13 protein-coding genes are annotated in these 15292 nt (G+C 58.3%); 11 read left to right on the top strand and 2 right to left on the bottom strand.

All coding sequences use genetic code 11. The features are described 5' to 3' along the window. The first annotated feature begins 28 nt into the window (after window positions 1–28). The 11 genes from A8B84_RS09385 (at window position 29) to A8B84_RS22155 (ending at window position 11080) form a co-directional block, all read left to right on the top strand. Window positions 29–1282, top strand: coding sequence for an efflux RND transporter periplasmic adaptor subunit (locus tag A8B84_RS09385; RefSeq protein WP_064227878.1), 1254 nt, complete (start codon window positions 29–31; stop codon window positions 1280–1282). Next, window positions 1279–4446 carry an efflux RND transporter permease subunit gene (locus tag A8B84_RS09380; RefSeq protein WP_064227877.1) on the top strand — a complete coding sequence of 1056 codons (3168 nt, stop codon included), beginning with the start codon at window positions 1279–1281 and terminating at the stop codon, window positions 4444–4446. Before A8B84_RS09385 ends, A8B84_RS09380 begins: the two co-directional genes overlap by 4 nt. After that, window positions 4436–5869 carry an efflux transporter outer membrane subunit gene (locus tag A8B84_RS09375; protein WP_064227876.1) on the top strand — a complete coding sequence of 478 codons (1434 nt, stop codon included), beginning with the start codon at window positions 4436–4438 and terminating at the stop codon, window positions 5867–5869. The genes A8B84_RS09380 and A8B84_RS09375 overlap by 11 nt, the downstream gene beginning before the upstream one ends. Continuing rightward, window positions 5853–6320, top strand: coding sequence for a GbsR/MarR family transcriptional regulator (locus A8B84_RS09370; RefSeq protein WP_064227875.1), 468 nt, complete (start codon window positions 5853–5855; stop codon window positions 6318–6320). Before A8B84_RS09375 ends, A8B84_RS09370 begins: the two co-directional genes overlap by 17 nt. Window positions 6321–6548: 228 nt before the next feature. Then, entirely contained in the window at window positions 6549–7169 is a 621-nt protein-coding gene (locus A8B84_RS09365) for a glutathione S-transferase family protein (protein ID WP_064227874.1), read from the top strand. A gap of 63 nt (window positions 7170–7232) precedes the next feature. Beyond that, window positions 7233–7901 carry a cupin domain-containing protein gene (locus A8B84_RS09360; protein WP_064227873.1) on the top strand — a complete coding sequence of 223 codons (669 nt, stop codon included), beginning with the start codon at window positions 7233–7235 and terminating at the stop codon, window positions 7899–7901. A 44-nt stretch (window positions 7902–7945) separates the two neighbouring features. Then, the gene (locus tag A8B84_RS09355) at window positions 7946–8512 is read left to right on the top strand and encodes a TetR/AcrR family transcriptional regulator (protein ID WP_064227872.1); all 567 of its coding nucleotides are present in this window, start codon (window positions 7946–7948) and stop codon (window positions 8510–8512) included. A gap of 144 nt (window positions 8513–8656) precedes the next feature. Continuing rightward, on the top strand, window positions 8657–9463 hold the full coding sequence (locus tag A8B84_RS09350) for a dienelactone hydrolase family protein (protein WP_064227871.1): 807 nt from the start codon (window positions 8657–8659) through the stop codon (window positions 9461–9463). 84 nt (window positions 9464–9547) lie between these two features. Further along, a complete protein-coding gene (locus A8B84_RS09345) occupies window positions 9548–10633 on the top strand; it encodes an aldo/keto reductase (protein ID WP_064227870.1) in 1086 nt (361 codons plus the stop codon). Between the two features lie 163 nt (window positions 10634–10796). Further along, a complete protein-coding gene (locus A8B84_RS21710; protein ID WP_201257880.1) occupies window positions 10797–10922 on the top strand; it encodes a MipA/OmpV family protein in 126 nt (41 codons plus the stop codon). A gap of 20 nt (window positions 10923–10942) precedes the next feature. Further along, window positions 10943–11080, top strand: coding sequence for a MipA/OmpV family protein (locus A8B84_RS22155; protein ID WP_367184215.1), 138 nt, complete (start codon window positions 10943–10945; stop codon window positions 11078–11080). A 115-nt stretch (window positions 11081–11195) separates the two neighbouring features. On the opposite strand, the gene A8B84_RS09340 is transcribed toward A8B84_RS22155, so the two are convergent. Beyond that, the gene (locus A8B84_RS09340; RefSeq protein WP_064227869.1) at window positions 11196–14231 is read right to left on the bottom strand and encodes an efflux RND transporter permease subunit; all 3036 of its coding nucleotides are present in this window, start codon (window positions 14229–14231) and stop codon (window positions 11196–11198) included. Next, window positions 14228–15280, bottom strand: a complete 1053-nt coding sequence (locus A8B84_RS09335) for an efflux RND transporter periplasmic adaptor subunit (RefSeq protein WP_064227868.1) — start codon at window positions 15278–15280, stop codon at window positions 14228–14230. Before A8B84_RS09335 ends, A8B84_RS09340 begins: the two co-directional genes overlap by 4 nt. Between the last annotated feature and the right edge of the window lie 12 nt (window positions 15281–15292).

Below are 15292 nucleotides of genomic sequence, written 5' to 3'. Positions count from 1 at the left end.
GTCTTTGGCCCATTCAGAGGTTAGTTATATGGAAACAGAGAAGAGTTTGATGGTGCGTCTATTTGGGGCCCGCATGCTGCCCATGTGGTTGGCGGTTCTTTTGCTGGCTGGTTGTGACAACTCCTCCGGTCAGACAAAGGCTGAACGGTCTGCGCCGCCGCCTCCAGAAGTCGGCGTTGTTGAGGTGCAGCCGCAGCGTGTGAATCTTTCAATGGAACTGCCGGGCAGAACCGCTGCTTACCGTATCTCGGAGGTGAGGCCGCAAGTCACGGGCATTTTGCAGGAGCGCTTGTTTGAACAAGGCGCCCAGGTAAAAGCAGGTGAGGTCCTCTACCAGATCGACTCCAACCGATACCGTGCTGCCCATCAACGGGCCCAAGCAGAACTGGAGCGCGCACAGGCCGAATTGCGACAGGCGCAGCGGGAGTGGGCACGTACGTCAGACTTGTTTGAGAAGAATGCGGTCAGCAAGCGTCAACGTGATGAAGCGCTATCGGCCTTGGAGGCAGCCCGGGCGGATGTCTCCCGATCTGAGGCGATGCTCGAAACGGCGGGTATCGAGCTGGCGTATACCGAGGTCAAGGCTCCCATCGCAGGGCGCATTGGCCCGACACTGTACACGGAGGGTGCGCTGGTGACCGCCAATCAACCCCAGATCCTGGCGCGCGTTGTGCAGCTTGATCCCATGTATGTCGATATTCAGCTACCGGTCGAAAAACTGGCTCGAATTCGGTCGTCTCTGAAGGAGGGCGCGGCTTCTAAGGCCGGCCCAAATGAAGCCGAGACTGTTTTGTTGCGCGAAGACGGCACCCCCTATCCGCATAAGGGACGCGTTGACGTTACGGATGTAACCGTCAACCAAAGCACCAGTTCGGTCACTGTGCGGGCGGTTTTCCCCAATCCTGACGAAGACCTTCTGCCTGGAATGTACGTGCGCGTTCGCCTGAGCGAGGGGGTGCGGGAGAACGCCATTCTGGCGCCGCAGCAGGGCGTGAGCCGTAATCCGCAAGGCGAGGCCACGGCGTTGCTGGTCAACCCGCAGGGAGAAGTTGTTGCCCGCCAGTTAGAGGCAGAGCAGGCCATTGGCGCTTTCTGGCTGGTGGAGAACGGGTTAGAGCCGGGGGATCGCCTTATCGTCTCCGGTCTGCAAAAGGTTCGGCCAGGGGCCAAGGTGAAGCCGGTTGAGGCAGATGTTCCATTACATCCCACCCAAAACCAGCAAGCCAGTGGCACGGATAGTTCACAGGAAAGCGCCTCCGGCGACGAGGGCCCCGCACAATGATTAATTTCTTTATTTCCAGGCCCGTTTTTTCCTGGGTTCTGGCCATTGTCGCCATGTTGGCGGGCATCATGGCGATCTTCGTTTTGCCGGTCCAGCGATACCCGTCGGTGGCGCCGCCGGCGGTGGAGATTCAGGCCGATTATCCTGGCGCCTCGGCGGACACCGTGTCCAATACGGTGGTTCAGGTCATCGAACAAGAGATGACCGGCCTCGACAATCTGCTCTATATGGGGTCGACAGCGGATTCCTCAGGCCACGCTACGGTTACTCTCACCTTTGCGGCGGGCACCGATCCGGACATTGCCCAGGTCCAGGTGCAGAACAAGCTCAAACTGGCGGAACCCCGACTCCCGGAAGTGGTGCGCCAGCAGGGGATCAGCGTCGAGAAATCCAGCACCAGTTTTCTGATGGTAATGGCATTCGTCTCCACCGATGGTCGCCTCAGCAAGCTGGATATCGCCGATTTTATCAGCTCCGAGTTAGCCGAACCCATTGGACGGGTGACTGGTATCGGCAGCGTGCAGGTTTTCGGCTCTGAATATGCGATGCGGATTTGGCTGGACCCTTCGGCGTTGACCAATTACGGCCTGACCGTCGCCGACGTGAGCGCCGCCATCGAGGCGCAAAACGCCCAGGTCACCGCCGGCCAGCTCGGCGGGCTGCCCGCGGTCGAGGGTCAGCAGCTCAATGCCACGGTCACCGCCCAGACCTTGCTCACCTCAACCGAAGAGTTCCGCAACATCCTGCTCAAGAGTATGCCCGACGGGTCCCGGGTGCGCCTGGGGGATGTTGCCCGCGTTGAGCTGGGCGGCGGTGCAGTCCAGATTGACACTTTCTACGATGGCGAGCCGGCAGCCGGCCTTGGCATCAATCTGGCGCCGGGTGCCAACTCGCTTGCGGTCACAGAGGCTGTTAAAGCGCGGCTCCAGGAGCTCGAGCCGTATTTTCCGGAAGGGGTGGAAATTCGGTATCCCTACCAGACGGCCCCCTTCGTGGAGGCCTCCATCGACGCGGTGGTCACAACCATCATCGAGGCAATCGCCCTGGTGGTCCTGGTCATGCTCGTATTTCTCCAGAGTTGGCGGGCTACCCTGATACCCGCCATCGCAATCCCGGTGGTGCTGCTCGGCACCTTTGCGATCATGGCGGCTTTCGGCTTTTCCATCAACATGCTCACTCTCTTCGGCCTCGTATTGGCGATCGGCCTTCTGGTGGATGATGCCATCGTGGTGGTTGAGAACGTCGAGCGTGTGATGCATGAGGACGGCCTGAGCCCGATGGAGGCGACGCGCAAGTCCATGGGGCAGATTGCCAGCGCGCTGATTGGCATCGGTGTGGTGCTGTCTGCTGTGTTTATCCCGATGGCCTTCTTCCCGGGCTCCACCGGGGCAATCTATCGGCAGTTTTCCCTGAGTATTGCCGGTGCCATGGTTCTTTCGGTGCTGGTGGCTCTGATTCTCAGCCCCATGCTGTGCGGTCGGATACTCAAGCCCACGCATGAAAGAACCCTGTTGCAAAAACTGTTCGGCTGGTTTGAAGCAGGCCTGGCGCGACTGACCCGGGGGTATGTCCGGCTGGTTGGCCATACGGCGCGCCATGCCTGGCTCTACACCTTTGCGTTTCTGGGCATCGTCGGCCTGGTGGCCGTTCTCTTTGTACGGTTGCCCGGCGGATTCCTGCCCGCGGAGGATCAGGGGTTCGTCGTGGTGCAGTATCAGTTGCCCGCCGGTGCGACTCAGCAACGCACAATCGATACCATTGAGGTTATCGAAGATTACTTTATGGAGCAGGATGAGGTGCAGGGCCTCTTCACCATCGCTGGTTTCAGCTTCGCTGGCCGGGCGCAGAATGCGGGGCTGGCGTTCGTTAATCTCAAGCCGTGGAGTGAGCGTGATCCTGAGACGCAAAGCGCCGGCGCCATCATTCAGCGGGCGAACCGGGCGCTTGCCGGGCTGGTCCGTGATGGGCGGGCTTTTGCTTTCAACTTGCCACCGATACCGGCATTGGGGCAGGCCCTGGGTTTTGAGTTGCGTTTGCAGGATCGTGGTGCCATTGGGCATGAAGCGCTCATGGCAGCGCAAGGTCAGTTGCTGCAGTTGGCGGCCGAAAGCCCCGTTTTGACCAGTGTGCGTCCCAACGGTCTGGCGGACAATCCCCGCTACAAAGTCGACATCGACCACGAAAAGGCGCAAGCCCTTGGCATAGAGCTTTCCGAGATCAGTCGGCTTCTGTCGGTGACCTGGGGCTCGCAATACGTTAACGATTTTCTCCATGAGGGGCGGGTCAAGCGAGTCTATGTTCAGGGCGATGCCCCTTTCCGGATGCTGCCAGAGGATTTTGAGGCCTGGTATCTGCGAGCTGCTGATGGGGAGATGACCCCGCTGAGCGAAGTGACGAACGGGCGCTGGGAGTATGGTTCACCGCGTCTTGAGCGTTTCAACGGTGTTCCGTCCCGCCAGATTCAGGGTGAGCCGGCTCCCGGTTACAGTACCGGTGAGGCCATGGTCGAGGTTGAACGTTTGATCGCTCAACTCCCGGACGGTGTGGCCGGAGCCTGGAGTGGGCTGTCCTATCAGGAACGTCAGGCCGGTACCCAGGCCCCCCTGCTTTATGCGTTGTCGGTACTGGTGGTGTTTCTGGCGCTCGCCGCGCTCTATGAGAGTTGGACCATCCCCATTTCCGTCATGCTGGCGGTGCCATTGGGCGTACTTGGGGCGGTACTTGCAGCCATGGTGCGCGGCCTGCCTAACGACGTCTTCTTCCAGGTTGGCATTCTGACTACGGTTGGTGTGACTGCGCGCAACGCTATACTTCTGGTGGAGTTCGCCCGAGCACTCGAGGATCAGGGAATGAAGCTGATTGAGGCAACCAAGGAAGCGGCGCGAGTGCGCTTGAGGCCGATTCTGATGACATCGGTTGCTTTCAGCATGGGTGTGTTGCCACTTGCTTTCGCCAGCGGGGCTGGTGCAACCACACGTATTGCGATAGGTACGGCGGTTCTCGGCGGCATGATTTCGGCAACGATACTGGCGACGTTCTTTATTCCACTGTTCTATGTGGTCGTCCGCCGTATCACGGATTTTCTGAGTGGCACCAGAGACCAAAACGGCTCGGCATCGGCCGCTCCCGAACGTGCAGACGGAGGTGTGGCTGATGACCGTTAAGATATTGCTGACCACTTTGATAGCGTTGTCACTTGGTGGCTGCTCACTCGCGCCAACTGTTGAGAAACCCGAGCCGTCGGTGCCGGAAGACTGGACGTCCGCACGACTTTTGGCGGACGAGAAGCTCCCCCTGGACTGGTGGCGTGGCTACGGCGATCCGGCACTTGTCACGCTTGTTGAGGAGGCGCTTGATGCCAACAGCGATCTGCAGCTCGCGGCTGCCCGGGTTGCCGAAGCACGGGCGCTCCTTACCGGGCAGCAGGCAGAGCAATACCCGCTTCTGGAGGTGGAGGGCTCAGCGGTGCGCCAAGGACCGAGTGAGGAGGCCGTCAACAGTACCGGTGGTCAACCCTTCAATGATATCCAGGTTGGCGGTGTTCTATCGTACGAGCTGGATCTCTGGGGGCGGCTAGCCAATGCCAGCGAAGCGGCCCGGGCACGGCTGCTGGCCAGCGCCGCGAATCGCGAGGCCGTAAGACTGGCCGTGATTGGTGAGGTGGCCAATGGTTACTTCAATTTGCGAGCCCTTGACCGCCAGATTGAGATCGCGGAACGCACCGTATCGTCCCGCCGCGAATCGGTTGCTTTGCAACGGTCCCTGTTTGAAGGAGGCGAGATTAACGAATTGGCCCTGCGGCAGGCAGAATCCGAGCTTGCCGCTGCAGAGTCGGAGCTTCCGAGGCTTCGCCAGCAGCACACCCTTCAGCGAAACGCCTTGGCAGTGCTTCTGGGGCGAGAGCCACGGCAGATTGTACTGAGTGATATTGTCGTAGCGGATACCATCGGTGATATTGATGTTCCAGCCAGCATTCCTGCCGGCCGGCCGGCGGATCTGATGGTCCGGCGACCCGACATTGCCGCAGCCGAACAGGAGTTGATTGCGGCCAACGCCGAAATCGGTGTTGCCCGGGCGGCGTTCCTGCCCAGGATTTCGTTTGAGGGGCTGCTGGGCCTGCGAAGTGCGTCCGGGGGCGACTTGTTCCAGGGTTCGGCATCCAATTGGCAGTTGGGCGGCTCTTTAGTCGGTCCATTGCTGGATTTCGGGCGTTCCGAGGCACTGGTCAATCAGGCGGAGGCGCGTCAACGCCAGGCTCTGATTGCCTATCGTCAGGCCATTCAGGTAGCGTTTCGGGAGGTGTTCGACGCCATGGCCGGGGTGCGTGGTGCCGAAGAGCGCCTGGAAGCGCAGGCCCGGCAGGTATCAGCACTGCGAAGCACCACTAAGCTTGCGCGGTTGCGCTTTGAGGGTGGCGCTTCCAGTTATCTGGAAGTACTGGATGCTGAGCGGAGCCTGTTTACAACCGAACTTGATCTCGTGGAAACGCGACGCGATCAATTGCAGTCGACGGTTAATTTGTATCGCGCGTTGGGAGGGGGTTGGCAGAGTTCATCGCAATCTTCAGATTATGAAAACACTGACTGAATCAGACAGACGGTTTATTGAACGCCTTGGTCTTCAGGCTCAATCCGAAGGTTTTTCCCGGATTGCCGGCCAAATTTGGGCGACACTTATCGTGTCGGATGAGCCGGTCAGCTCATCGCAGCTTGTGGATACGTTGCGTGTCAGTAAGGCGAGCGTCAGTACGAATACGTGCTTTCTCGAAAGACTTGGTATTGTTGAACGCCGAAGCATTCCGGGTGAGCGCCAGGATTTTTTCGCCATTCGTCCGCATCCTTACGCTGCTTTGGTCGAAGGGCAGATAAAACGGCTCGAGGCCCGAAAGGAGGTGATCGCGGAAGCCAAGGCAACCATTACCAATGAACAGACGCTTGCCAAGCTGGCTGATCTGGACCAGTTCTACACGCTGTATTACGAGAGCTCCAAAGACCTTCTGAAGCAGCTGAAATCTCAGATCCACGAATATAAAACCTAATAAACTAAAAGGATTAACCTCGAGTTTCCTCCGGGCCTGAAGGAAACGCTGGCTATGTCAGAGCAACCCTGGCCGGTGTTACTGCGAGGAGGCCTGGACCGTCCTTACTGTTTGGGATGTCTTGTCAGCGGCTCAAAGCAAAGCAGAATAATTAAATTGCCTCTTGCGTACCTATCTACTGATAGGTAGATTAAACGTCGTATGCTTAATGACCAACAGAGGTAACCAATGAAAATTTACGACACTGAAGGCTTTCCCAACCCGCTCCGCGTTCGCATCGCCCTGGCAGAAAAAGGCGCAACGAATAAGGTGGAATTCGTTCCGGTAGATGTGATGAGCGGCGAGCACCGTTCCGATGCGTTCAAGACGAAAAACCCGGATGCCACCGTGCCCATGCTGGAACTTGACGACGGCACCTGCATCGCCCAGTGCAATGCCATCACCGAATATATCGACGGCGTCTTTGATGGTCCGTCCCTCACGGGCACGACCCCAGCGGAGCGCGCCCGTATCGCAATGATGAATCTGCGGGCAGAAAACGGGCTGATGAACGCCGTGGGTGCCTATTTCCACCACGCGACCCCGGGGCTCGGTCCGGATCTGGAAACCTGGCAATGCGCTGAGTGGGGCAATAAACAGAAAGAAGTGGCCAGCGCAACCATGGCCTACCTTGACAGTGTTCTGGCGGACAACGAGTTTCTCGCAGGTGACAGCTTCTCGGTCGCAGACATCACCGCCTTTGCCGGCCTGGGGTTTGCGGATTTCGCGAAGGTTGACATTCCCGAGTCCCTGACCCATCTACAGGCCTGGCGCGCAAAAGTCGCAGCCCGTCCTTCAATTGCCGGGTAATACGAAACCTTCGGATTTAATGCAAGCGCTGAAAACAGGAAGGTCTCAAAAGGGAGGAATAACATGGAGATCAATGCAGATTTCTCTAAACCGGTGGTTGTGCATTCCGACCAGGTTGAATGGCAGCCCTCGCCCATGAAAGGGGTGGAGCGGCGCATGCTGGACCGGATCGGAGACGAAGTTGCCCGCGCCACCACCATCGTGCGTTATGCGCCGGGCAGTCATTTCTCGGCGCATACCCATACCGGGGGAGAAGAATTCATCGTACTCGACGGTGTGTTCCAGGACGAGCACGGTGATTTTCCTGCCGGCAGTTATGTGCGCAACCCTCCAACCACGTCACATATTCCGGGCTCTGACACAGGCTGCACGATATTTGTGAAACTGTGGCAGTTCGACCTGGCCGATCGCACCCAGTTCAGCAAGAGTATGGAGGCCGGACTGGGCGCCCCGGTAGACGGCGTTGCCACTGCAAAGCTGCATGAGGACGATCGTGAGATCGTGACCTACAGCCAGCTCGATGCGGGGGCAACACTGACCTCTGAGGCGCCCGGCGGAATCGAACTGCTGGTAATCGAAGGCTCGGTGACCGGCAATGGCGAGTTGCTGGCCAGGCATGACTGGCTGCGCCTCCCTGAAGGACACCGGTTGTCCCTGACGGCCGGGGACGGCGGCGCGAAGATCTGGATGAAAACGGGTCACCTGCGATTTGCCGGGGCACCGAGGGTGTAAGGCCCGGCAATAGCGGGATTGAAAAGGCAGACAGGTGAATAACCATGAACCGTGATACCAGAACAGCCCTGATGGATCTTGCCGAGCACACCGTCCGGTCACGGGGCTTTGATGGGTTCAGCTATGCGGATCTGGCTGAGGCCATCGGCATTCGAAAGGCCTCGATCCATTATCATTTCCCCACCAAGGCGAAGCTCTCCGAAGCCTTGATCGAGCGCTATCAGACCAGTCTGCAGCAGGGTCTGACCGAGATAGACGCAGCCCATGCCAGCGCCGCTGCGCGCCTCAAGGCACTCATTGCCCTGTACCGCGGTGCGTTGCATGATGGACAAACCGTGTGTCTGTGTGTTGCCTTTTCGACCTGCCGCGAAAGCCTGTCCGACACCGTCATTGCCAGAGTCGGCGCCGTTCGCGCAATGGTTCTGCAGTGGATTGCAGAAACGTTTGAGCTGGGACAAAGGGATGGATCCGTCTCGGCCATCCTGGGTCCCGCCGATGAAGCGCAGGCGACCCTGGCGATGCTGGAAGGGGCCCACCTTGCCGCGCGCACCGAAGAAGACCTCGCCGTGTTTGATGCTGCAACGCGACTGCTGCGCGCCCGCTGCCAGTAACGACGGGACAGGAATCGCGTTTAGAGCCAGCGATTACATTCGTATCCGCGCGCCCGGAGACCTCTCCCGGGAGCTTTGGTTGATGCCTATCCGTACATAACCACTACGCAAACCGACTCATAACGAGCGAAAAGGAGCAAACAGATGATGAGCACCCTGAAAACAGCACTGGCAGCAGCAACGCTGTCACTCACTGTTCCAAGTACGCAGGTACTGGCAGAAACGCAAACCAGAACCATCGAGTATCAAGTCGGCGACGAGACCTTCAGCGGCTACATGGCCTGGGATGATGAATTCGGGCAGAAGCGCCCGGGGGTTCTGGTGGTTCATGAATGGTGGGGGCACAATGAATTCGCGCGAAATCAGGCAGAACGGCTTGCTTCCGCCGGCTATACAGCGTTTGCGCTGGATATGTATGGCGCTGGCAAATTAGCCGATCATCCCGATACTGCCCAGAAATTCATGCAGGAAGCCACCAAGGACATGGACCAGGTTAAGGCACGCTTCATGAAGGCGATGGACATCCTGAAGAACCACGAAAGTGTTGACGCGTCCCGAATTGCAGCGCAGGGCTACTGCTTTGGCGGTGCGATTGTTCTCAACATGGCGCGCATGGGCGTTGATCTGGACGGCGTTGTCAGCTTCCACGGTGCGCTCGGCAGCCCTCTCCAGGCTGAACCCGGGTCTGTAAAAGCCAGGATCCAGGTTTACACCGGCGGTGCCGACAAACTGGTCTCCTCGGATCAGGTGGCGAGCCTGGTCAAAGAGATGCAGGATGCCGAAGTCGATCTGACACTGGTGAGCTTCCCCGGAGTGCTGCACTCATTCACCAACCCGGGTGCTGACAAGATCGCCGAAGAGTTTGGCATGCCGGTGGGTTATGACGAAGCGGCTGCCAGCCGTTCCTGGGATGGCACCATGCGTTTCTACAAGGCCATCTTCGCCGAGTAACACAAGCGGGCACAAAAAAACCGAAACCAGCAGTCTTTACATTGAATTCTGGAACACCAACCGAAAAACATGAGGAGGTGCAACATGGCAACTGAGAGTTTACCGCGGTTCAATGATGACAATCGTCCAGGCTACAAGTCGCTGGGCAACTCGGGGCTGTTCGTCTCCGAACTGTGCCTGGGCACCATGACCTTCGGCGGCGATGAGGACATCTGGGGGCTGATCGGGCAATTGCAGCAGGAACAGGCCGACGAACTGGTGAGGATCGCCCTGGAAGCCGGTATCAACTTTATCGATACGGCCAACATCTATGGCTTCGGGGCCAGCGAGCGCATCGTCGGCCAGTCCCTGAAGAACCTCGGCGTTCGCCGGGAAGATGTCGTGCTGGCCACCAAGGTGCTCGGCCCAATGGGCGATAGCCCCAATGCCCGTGGCGCTTCCCGCGGCCACATCATGAGCGAATGCAAGGCGAGCCTGGCGCGCCTGCAAACGGATTATATCGACCTGTACCAGATCCACGGTTTTGACCCGGCCACCCCGATCGAGGAGACCCTGGAGGCACTGAACACCCTGGTGCAACAGGGCCATGTGCGTTATGTGGGCTTGTCTAACTGGGCCGCCTGGCAGGTCATGAAGGCCATCGGTATCACCCGGGCCCGCAACCTGTGCCCGGTCACGTCTCTGCAGGCGTACTACACCCTGGTGGGGCGCGACCTGGAACGGGAGGTGATCCCCATGCTGGCGTCGGAAAAGGTCGGGTTGATGGTGTGGAGCCCGCTGGCCGGCGGTTACCTGTCCGGCAAATACGAGGATCCGGACGTATCCGAGGAGAACCGGCGCACTAAGTTCGACTTCCCTCCGGTTAACCGCGAGCGGGGCAAAGAGGTTATCAAGGTCATGCGTGAGGTGGCTGACGGAAAGCAGATTGACGGCGAACCCGTCACCGTGGCCCAGATCGCGCTGGCGTGGCTACTACACCAGGAACCTGTATCCAGTGTTATTGTTGGTGCCAAGCGACCAGATCAGCTGAAAGCCAATATCCGGGCCGCACAGATCCGATTGTCTGATGGCGAGCGTACAGCCCTGGACGAGGTGAGTCGTATCCCGGAGGAGTACCCGGGCTGGATGATGGCAATGATGGCCGGGTACCGAAATCCTTCCGAGTCCTGAATCCGATAGTGACCCACTTAATATTCTTCGCTGCGCCTCGGCGGCGCAGCCACTCAATGGGAAAAGCCGTCTATGCTTTCAAAAGGTAAACGTCTGTGGCTTATGGCCACATCAGCTACGTTGTCGTTTGCTTCAACCCCCGGCCTGGCAAAGCCCGCGTGGGATGCCCAGCCTGGGTGCGGGTGTACTCTATGCTCCGGACTACCTTGGCAGCGATGATTATGAAACCAGGGTCTGGCCGACGATCAATGTGAGCTATGGTGTGATGGCTATGCCCGGTATGGCCTGACAGGCAGTTTAACCTATTCGTTGTCTGCGCAATGGTCGGTCACCGCGACTGCTGGGGTGTCACAATTAACCGGCGATGCCGAGGATAGCCCGATTGTCAGTGACATCGGGGAGGCTACCCAAGCCTACACCGGTGTGTTTATGAGTTACCGATTCTGAATGTCTCCGGGGACCGGGGCAATTCATGTCACGGGAAGGGGCAAGTAACCCCTGAATCTCCCGGTTCTGGCTTCGTCGGCTATGTAAGGATTACTTCGGAGCTCAAACACCTGGCTCACTTTTCCTTTAACCGAAACCAGAGTGCGTAAAGCGCCGGAACAAACAGTAGGGTGATCAGAGTGCCGACTGCTACGCCCCCTATAAGCACATAAGCGAGCGGCCCCCAGAAAAGGTCAAAGGTCAGAGGTACAAACGCCAGAACGGCCGCCAGGGCAGTGAGTACCACGGGGCGGGCGCGTTGGACGGCTGCCTCGACCACGGCTTCCCGGGCAGCCATCCCAGTTGTGAAGTTGTCCTGCACCTGCTGCGTCAGAATCATGGTGTTTCGCATCAGGATGCCGCCCAGGCCAATCAGTCCCAGCAACGCGGTAAAGCCAAAAGGTTGATTAAACAACAGCAAAGCCAGCACAGCGCCAATCAGCCCCAATGGCGCGGTGGCCAGAACGGTCAATGTGCCGATAAATGAACGCATCTGAAGCATGATGAAGATCAGCATCAACGCCAACATCACGGGGTGTAATGTCTGGATGGAGGCGTTGGCTTTGGCGGATTGCTCCACCGTACCGCCAATTTCAATACGATAACCGTCCGGTAACCGTTCACGCAGGCCTGTCATCGTACTCCAGATCTCTTTGGTGACATCCGGTGGCTGGGCGCCGTTTACATCCGCCTGGACGGCCAGGAAAGGAGCACGGTTGTAACGCTTTATAACGGGTTCCTCATAACGAACCTGCCACTGGCCCAGTTGTTGTACGGACAGTTTGCGGCCGTCGCGGGTTTTGATCTCAAGATCTTCGGGCATTATCACGTCACCGCGGGCATTGCGCGCCACCAGTTGAACGCTCCTTATGCCCTGGCGTAGCTCGGTGACGGTCACTCCGCGGAGTTGGAACTGGAGTTGCCGGGCGACCTCTGCCGGGGTCAGGCCCATCCAACCCAGGTTTTCCGGGTCCAGCTCAAGATAGAGCGTGGGCACGCGCTCATCCCATTCGAGGTGCGGCATGACGATGTTCGGATGCCCAGTCATGAGAGTCCGGATCTGGTGCGCGATCTCTCTGAGTTGATCGGGTTCCGGACCCAACACGCGAAAACTGACCGGCCAGGCCACCGGCGGGCCGTACAGCAAACGCGTTACCCGCACTCTTGCCTCCGGAAATTCACCCGCCGCGATTCTGGCTTCCAGCGCTGAGATGATGTGATCGCGCCCTTCAACGTCCTGCCCAATGGCAATCAACTTGGCAAAGGCCGGGTCCGGCTGCTCGGGGTTTGCCGATACGAAGAATCGGGGTGCACCGGCACCGATGTATGCAGAAAGGCTTTTCACCTCCGGCATGTCCATCAATATCGCTTCCAGGCGTCTGACACTTTGATCCGTGGTGGTAATAGCGCTCCCCTGCGGAGCATAGACACTGATCAGAACCTCGGGGCGATCAGAACTGGGGAAAAATTGCTTCTGCACTTGAGTTGCCATACCGAAAGCACTGATCGCCAGCAAACCGACTGTGAGAAAAACGACGGTTTTCCGGTACCGTACACACGCGGCAATTACCCCCCGCAATCGCTGATAAAAAGTGCTTTGGTACAGGTCCTGGCCAGTATGCCCGGGGTATTCGGGCAAAAGCTTCACGCCCAGATAAGGCGTGAAGGTTACCGCTACTCCCCAGGAAATCAACAACGAAAAAGCCAGAACCCAGAAGATGTTGCCGGTGTATTCCCCGACACCCGACTGAGCAAATCCGATGGGGACAAAACCGGCCACCGTCACCAGCGTTCCAAACAGCATGGGCGCGGCTGTGACGCTCCAGGCATGACTGGCTGCCCGTACCCGGTCCCAGCCACTCTCCATCTTCACAATCATCATTTCAATGGCGATGATCGCATCGTCCACTAACAGGCCCAGTGCGATAATCAACGCGCCCAGGGTGATGCGGTCCAGGTTAATGCCCGCTATTTTCATCAACAAAAAGGTCAGCCCGAGAGTAACGGGAATAGCAATGCCCACCACTAAACCCGCACGCAGGCCGATCGCCAGAATACTGACGCCCATTACGACGACCAACGCCACCAGAAACTTGACCTGAAAAAGATCAACCGCCTGAGTGATGGCCTCAGCCTGGTTGGTCAGGGTCTGTATTGACATCCCCAGGGGCAGCCTGGACTGTTCAGTGCTGACAAACTCGCGCAGGCGCTCGCCAAACGCCAGGCCATTTTCGCCCGCCTCCATGACGACGCCCAGAAGGATCGCATCCTCACCGCTGGAACGGACGATATAGTTCAACGGATCTTCATAGCCCAAACGCACCTCGGCCAGATCAGACACGGTGATAAGCTGGTCTCCGATACGCAGAGGTACTGAGGCGAGGCGCTCAAGGTCAGACAGGTCAATGTTGCTGCGGACATAAACCCGCGGGCCGGCAAGATCAACAAAGCCCAGAGGCTCAAGGCGATTGTTGGCCTCTATCGCCTGTAACACGTCTTCTGCCGACAAACCGAGGTTGTTGAGCCGGTCCTGATCAAACTCGAGATACACCCGCTCAGGACGCTCAGCCAGGAGCTGTGCTTTTTGTAAGCCGGGAAGGCGTTGCAGGCGATCTCGTATCGATTCTGCCTCGCGGGTCAGTTCACGCATTGGCATTCCCGGTGCTGTGAGGGCCATCAGGGAGAAATACACGTCCGAAAAATCATCGTTAACGATGGGGCCGATGACACCCCGTGGGAGATTGGGGCTTTCATCGGACATGCGCTTGCGAACCTGATAGTAGAGATCGGGCATTTTTTCACTGGGCGTATAATCCTGGAACCGGATAAGCATGGTGGCCTGTCCGGGCCGGATGGTGGTTTCAACAGTGTCGAAATACGCCACTTCCTGGATTTGCTTTTCCAGGCGATCCACCACCTGATCCTGTAGCACCTCAGGGGTTGCTCCTGGCCAAACCACAGAAACCACCATCGCCCGGACAGTGAACGCTGGGTCTTCTGCCCGGCCAAGGGACGAGAACGCGTAGAAGCCGGAGACAACGGACAGCAGAAGGAAAAAGAGGGTGACCGAACGCTCGCGCACTGCCAGTGCGGAAAGATTAGGCAAGCTCATTGAGCCAGCTCCCGCACCGCCATGCCAGGCGTGAGCAGGTGTGTCCCTAATGCGACGATGGGCGTAGTCGCGTTGATGTTGGCCCGGATCTGCGCATACTCCTCACCCAAATCGATAACCTCGACCGCAAGGGGGGTCACTGTGCCGTCGGAGACCAACCAGACCTGCGGCGTTTCTCCTCTTTCATCAAGGGCACCCAGCGGTACACGATGGCTGGCCGTGGTTTGTTTCTGCATCAGCCGGACTCTCACCACTGAACCAAGCGTTAAAGACGAAGGGTAGGGCCCCTCCAGGCTGTATCGGGCACGCCAGCTCCGGCTTCTGGCGTCGGCAGCCCCGGCAATCTCTCTCAGATTCACCGCAAGCTGTTCGCCATTGGGTAAAGGAACATAACCTTGCCGGGGCGGGTTACTGCCCTGAGGTAAAAAAACCTCGACTTCCAGGGATTGATCTTCGGCCAGAATGGCAAGGGTTTGACCGATACCCACAACCTGGCCGGGCTCAACGATGACCTCAGTGATTACGCCTGCATTGGCGGCTTTTAGTTCGGCATACCCCAGAGCATTCTGAGCCTGCTGATTTCGTGCATAAGCCGTTTCCACCTGGCTGCGCGCTTCACGCTCTGCCAGTTCAAGGCGTTGCAGGGTTTGTTCGCTGACAAACTGGCGTCCTACCAGTTCCTGCTGGCGCTGGAGCTCATTGATGGCAATGGCCAGGGCCGCTTCTGCACGCTTCAGATCAGCGGCGGCCCCCTCTGCGGTTGCGATAAGGTCTCGTGAATCGAGCTTGAACAGTAAACTGCCCTTTTCCACGCTCTGACCGGGATCGATGAAACGTTGTTGAATCCGGCCGGCGATCTGAAAGGCCTGGGGAACTTCGTGGCGGCCTCGCAGGGTTCCTGAAAACCTCTGAGATGTTGGACCTGCCTCCTTCAATTCCACTGTTTTTACCCAGGGAACAGGGGGGCGGGCCTCTGGAGGCGGTTCCGCAGACTGCTGACAACCAGACAGAATGAGCAGCGAGATAAACAGGGTCAGCAGACAGCGCATGGCAGATGTCCC

The organism is Marinobacter sp. EhC06 (assembly GCF_001650915.1).
Classification (GTDB): domain Bacteria; phylum Pseudomonadota; class Gammaproteobacteria; order Pseudomonadales; family Oleiphilaceae; genus Marinobacter.
This window is presented reverse-complemented; position numbering and strand designations above follow the sequence as displayed.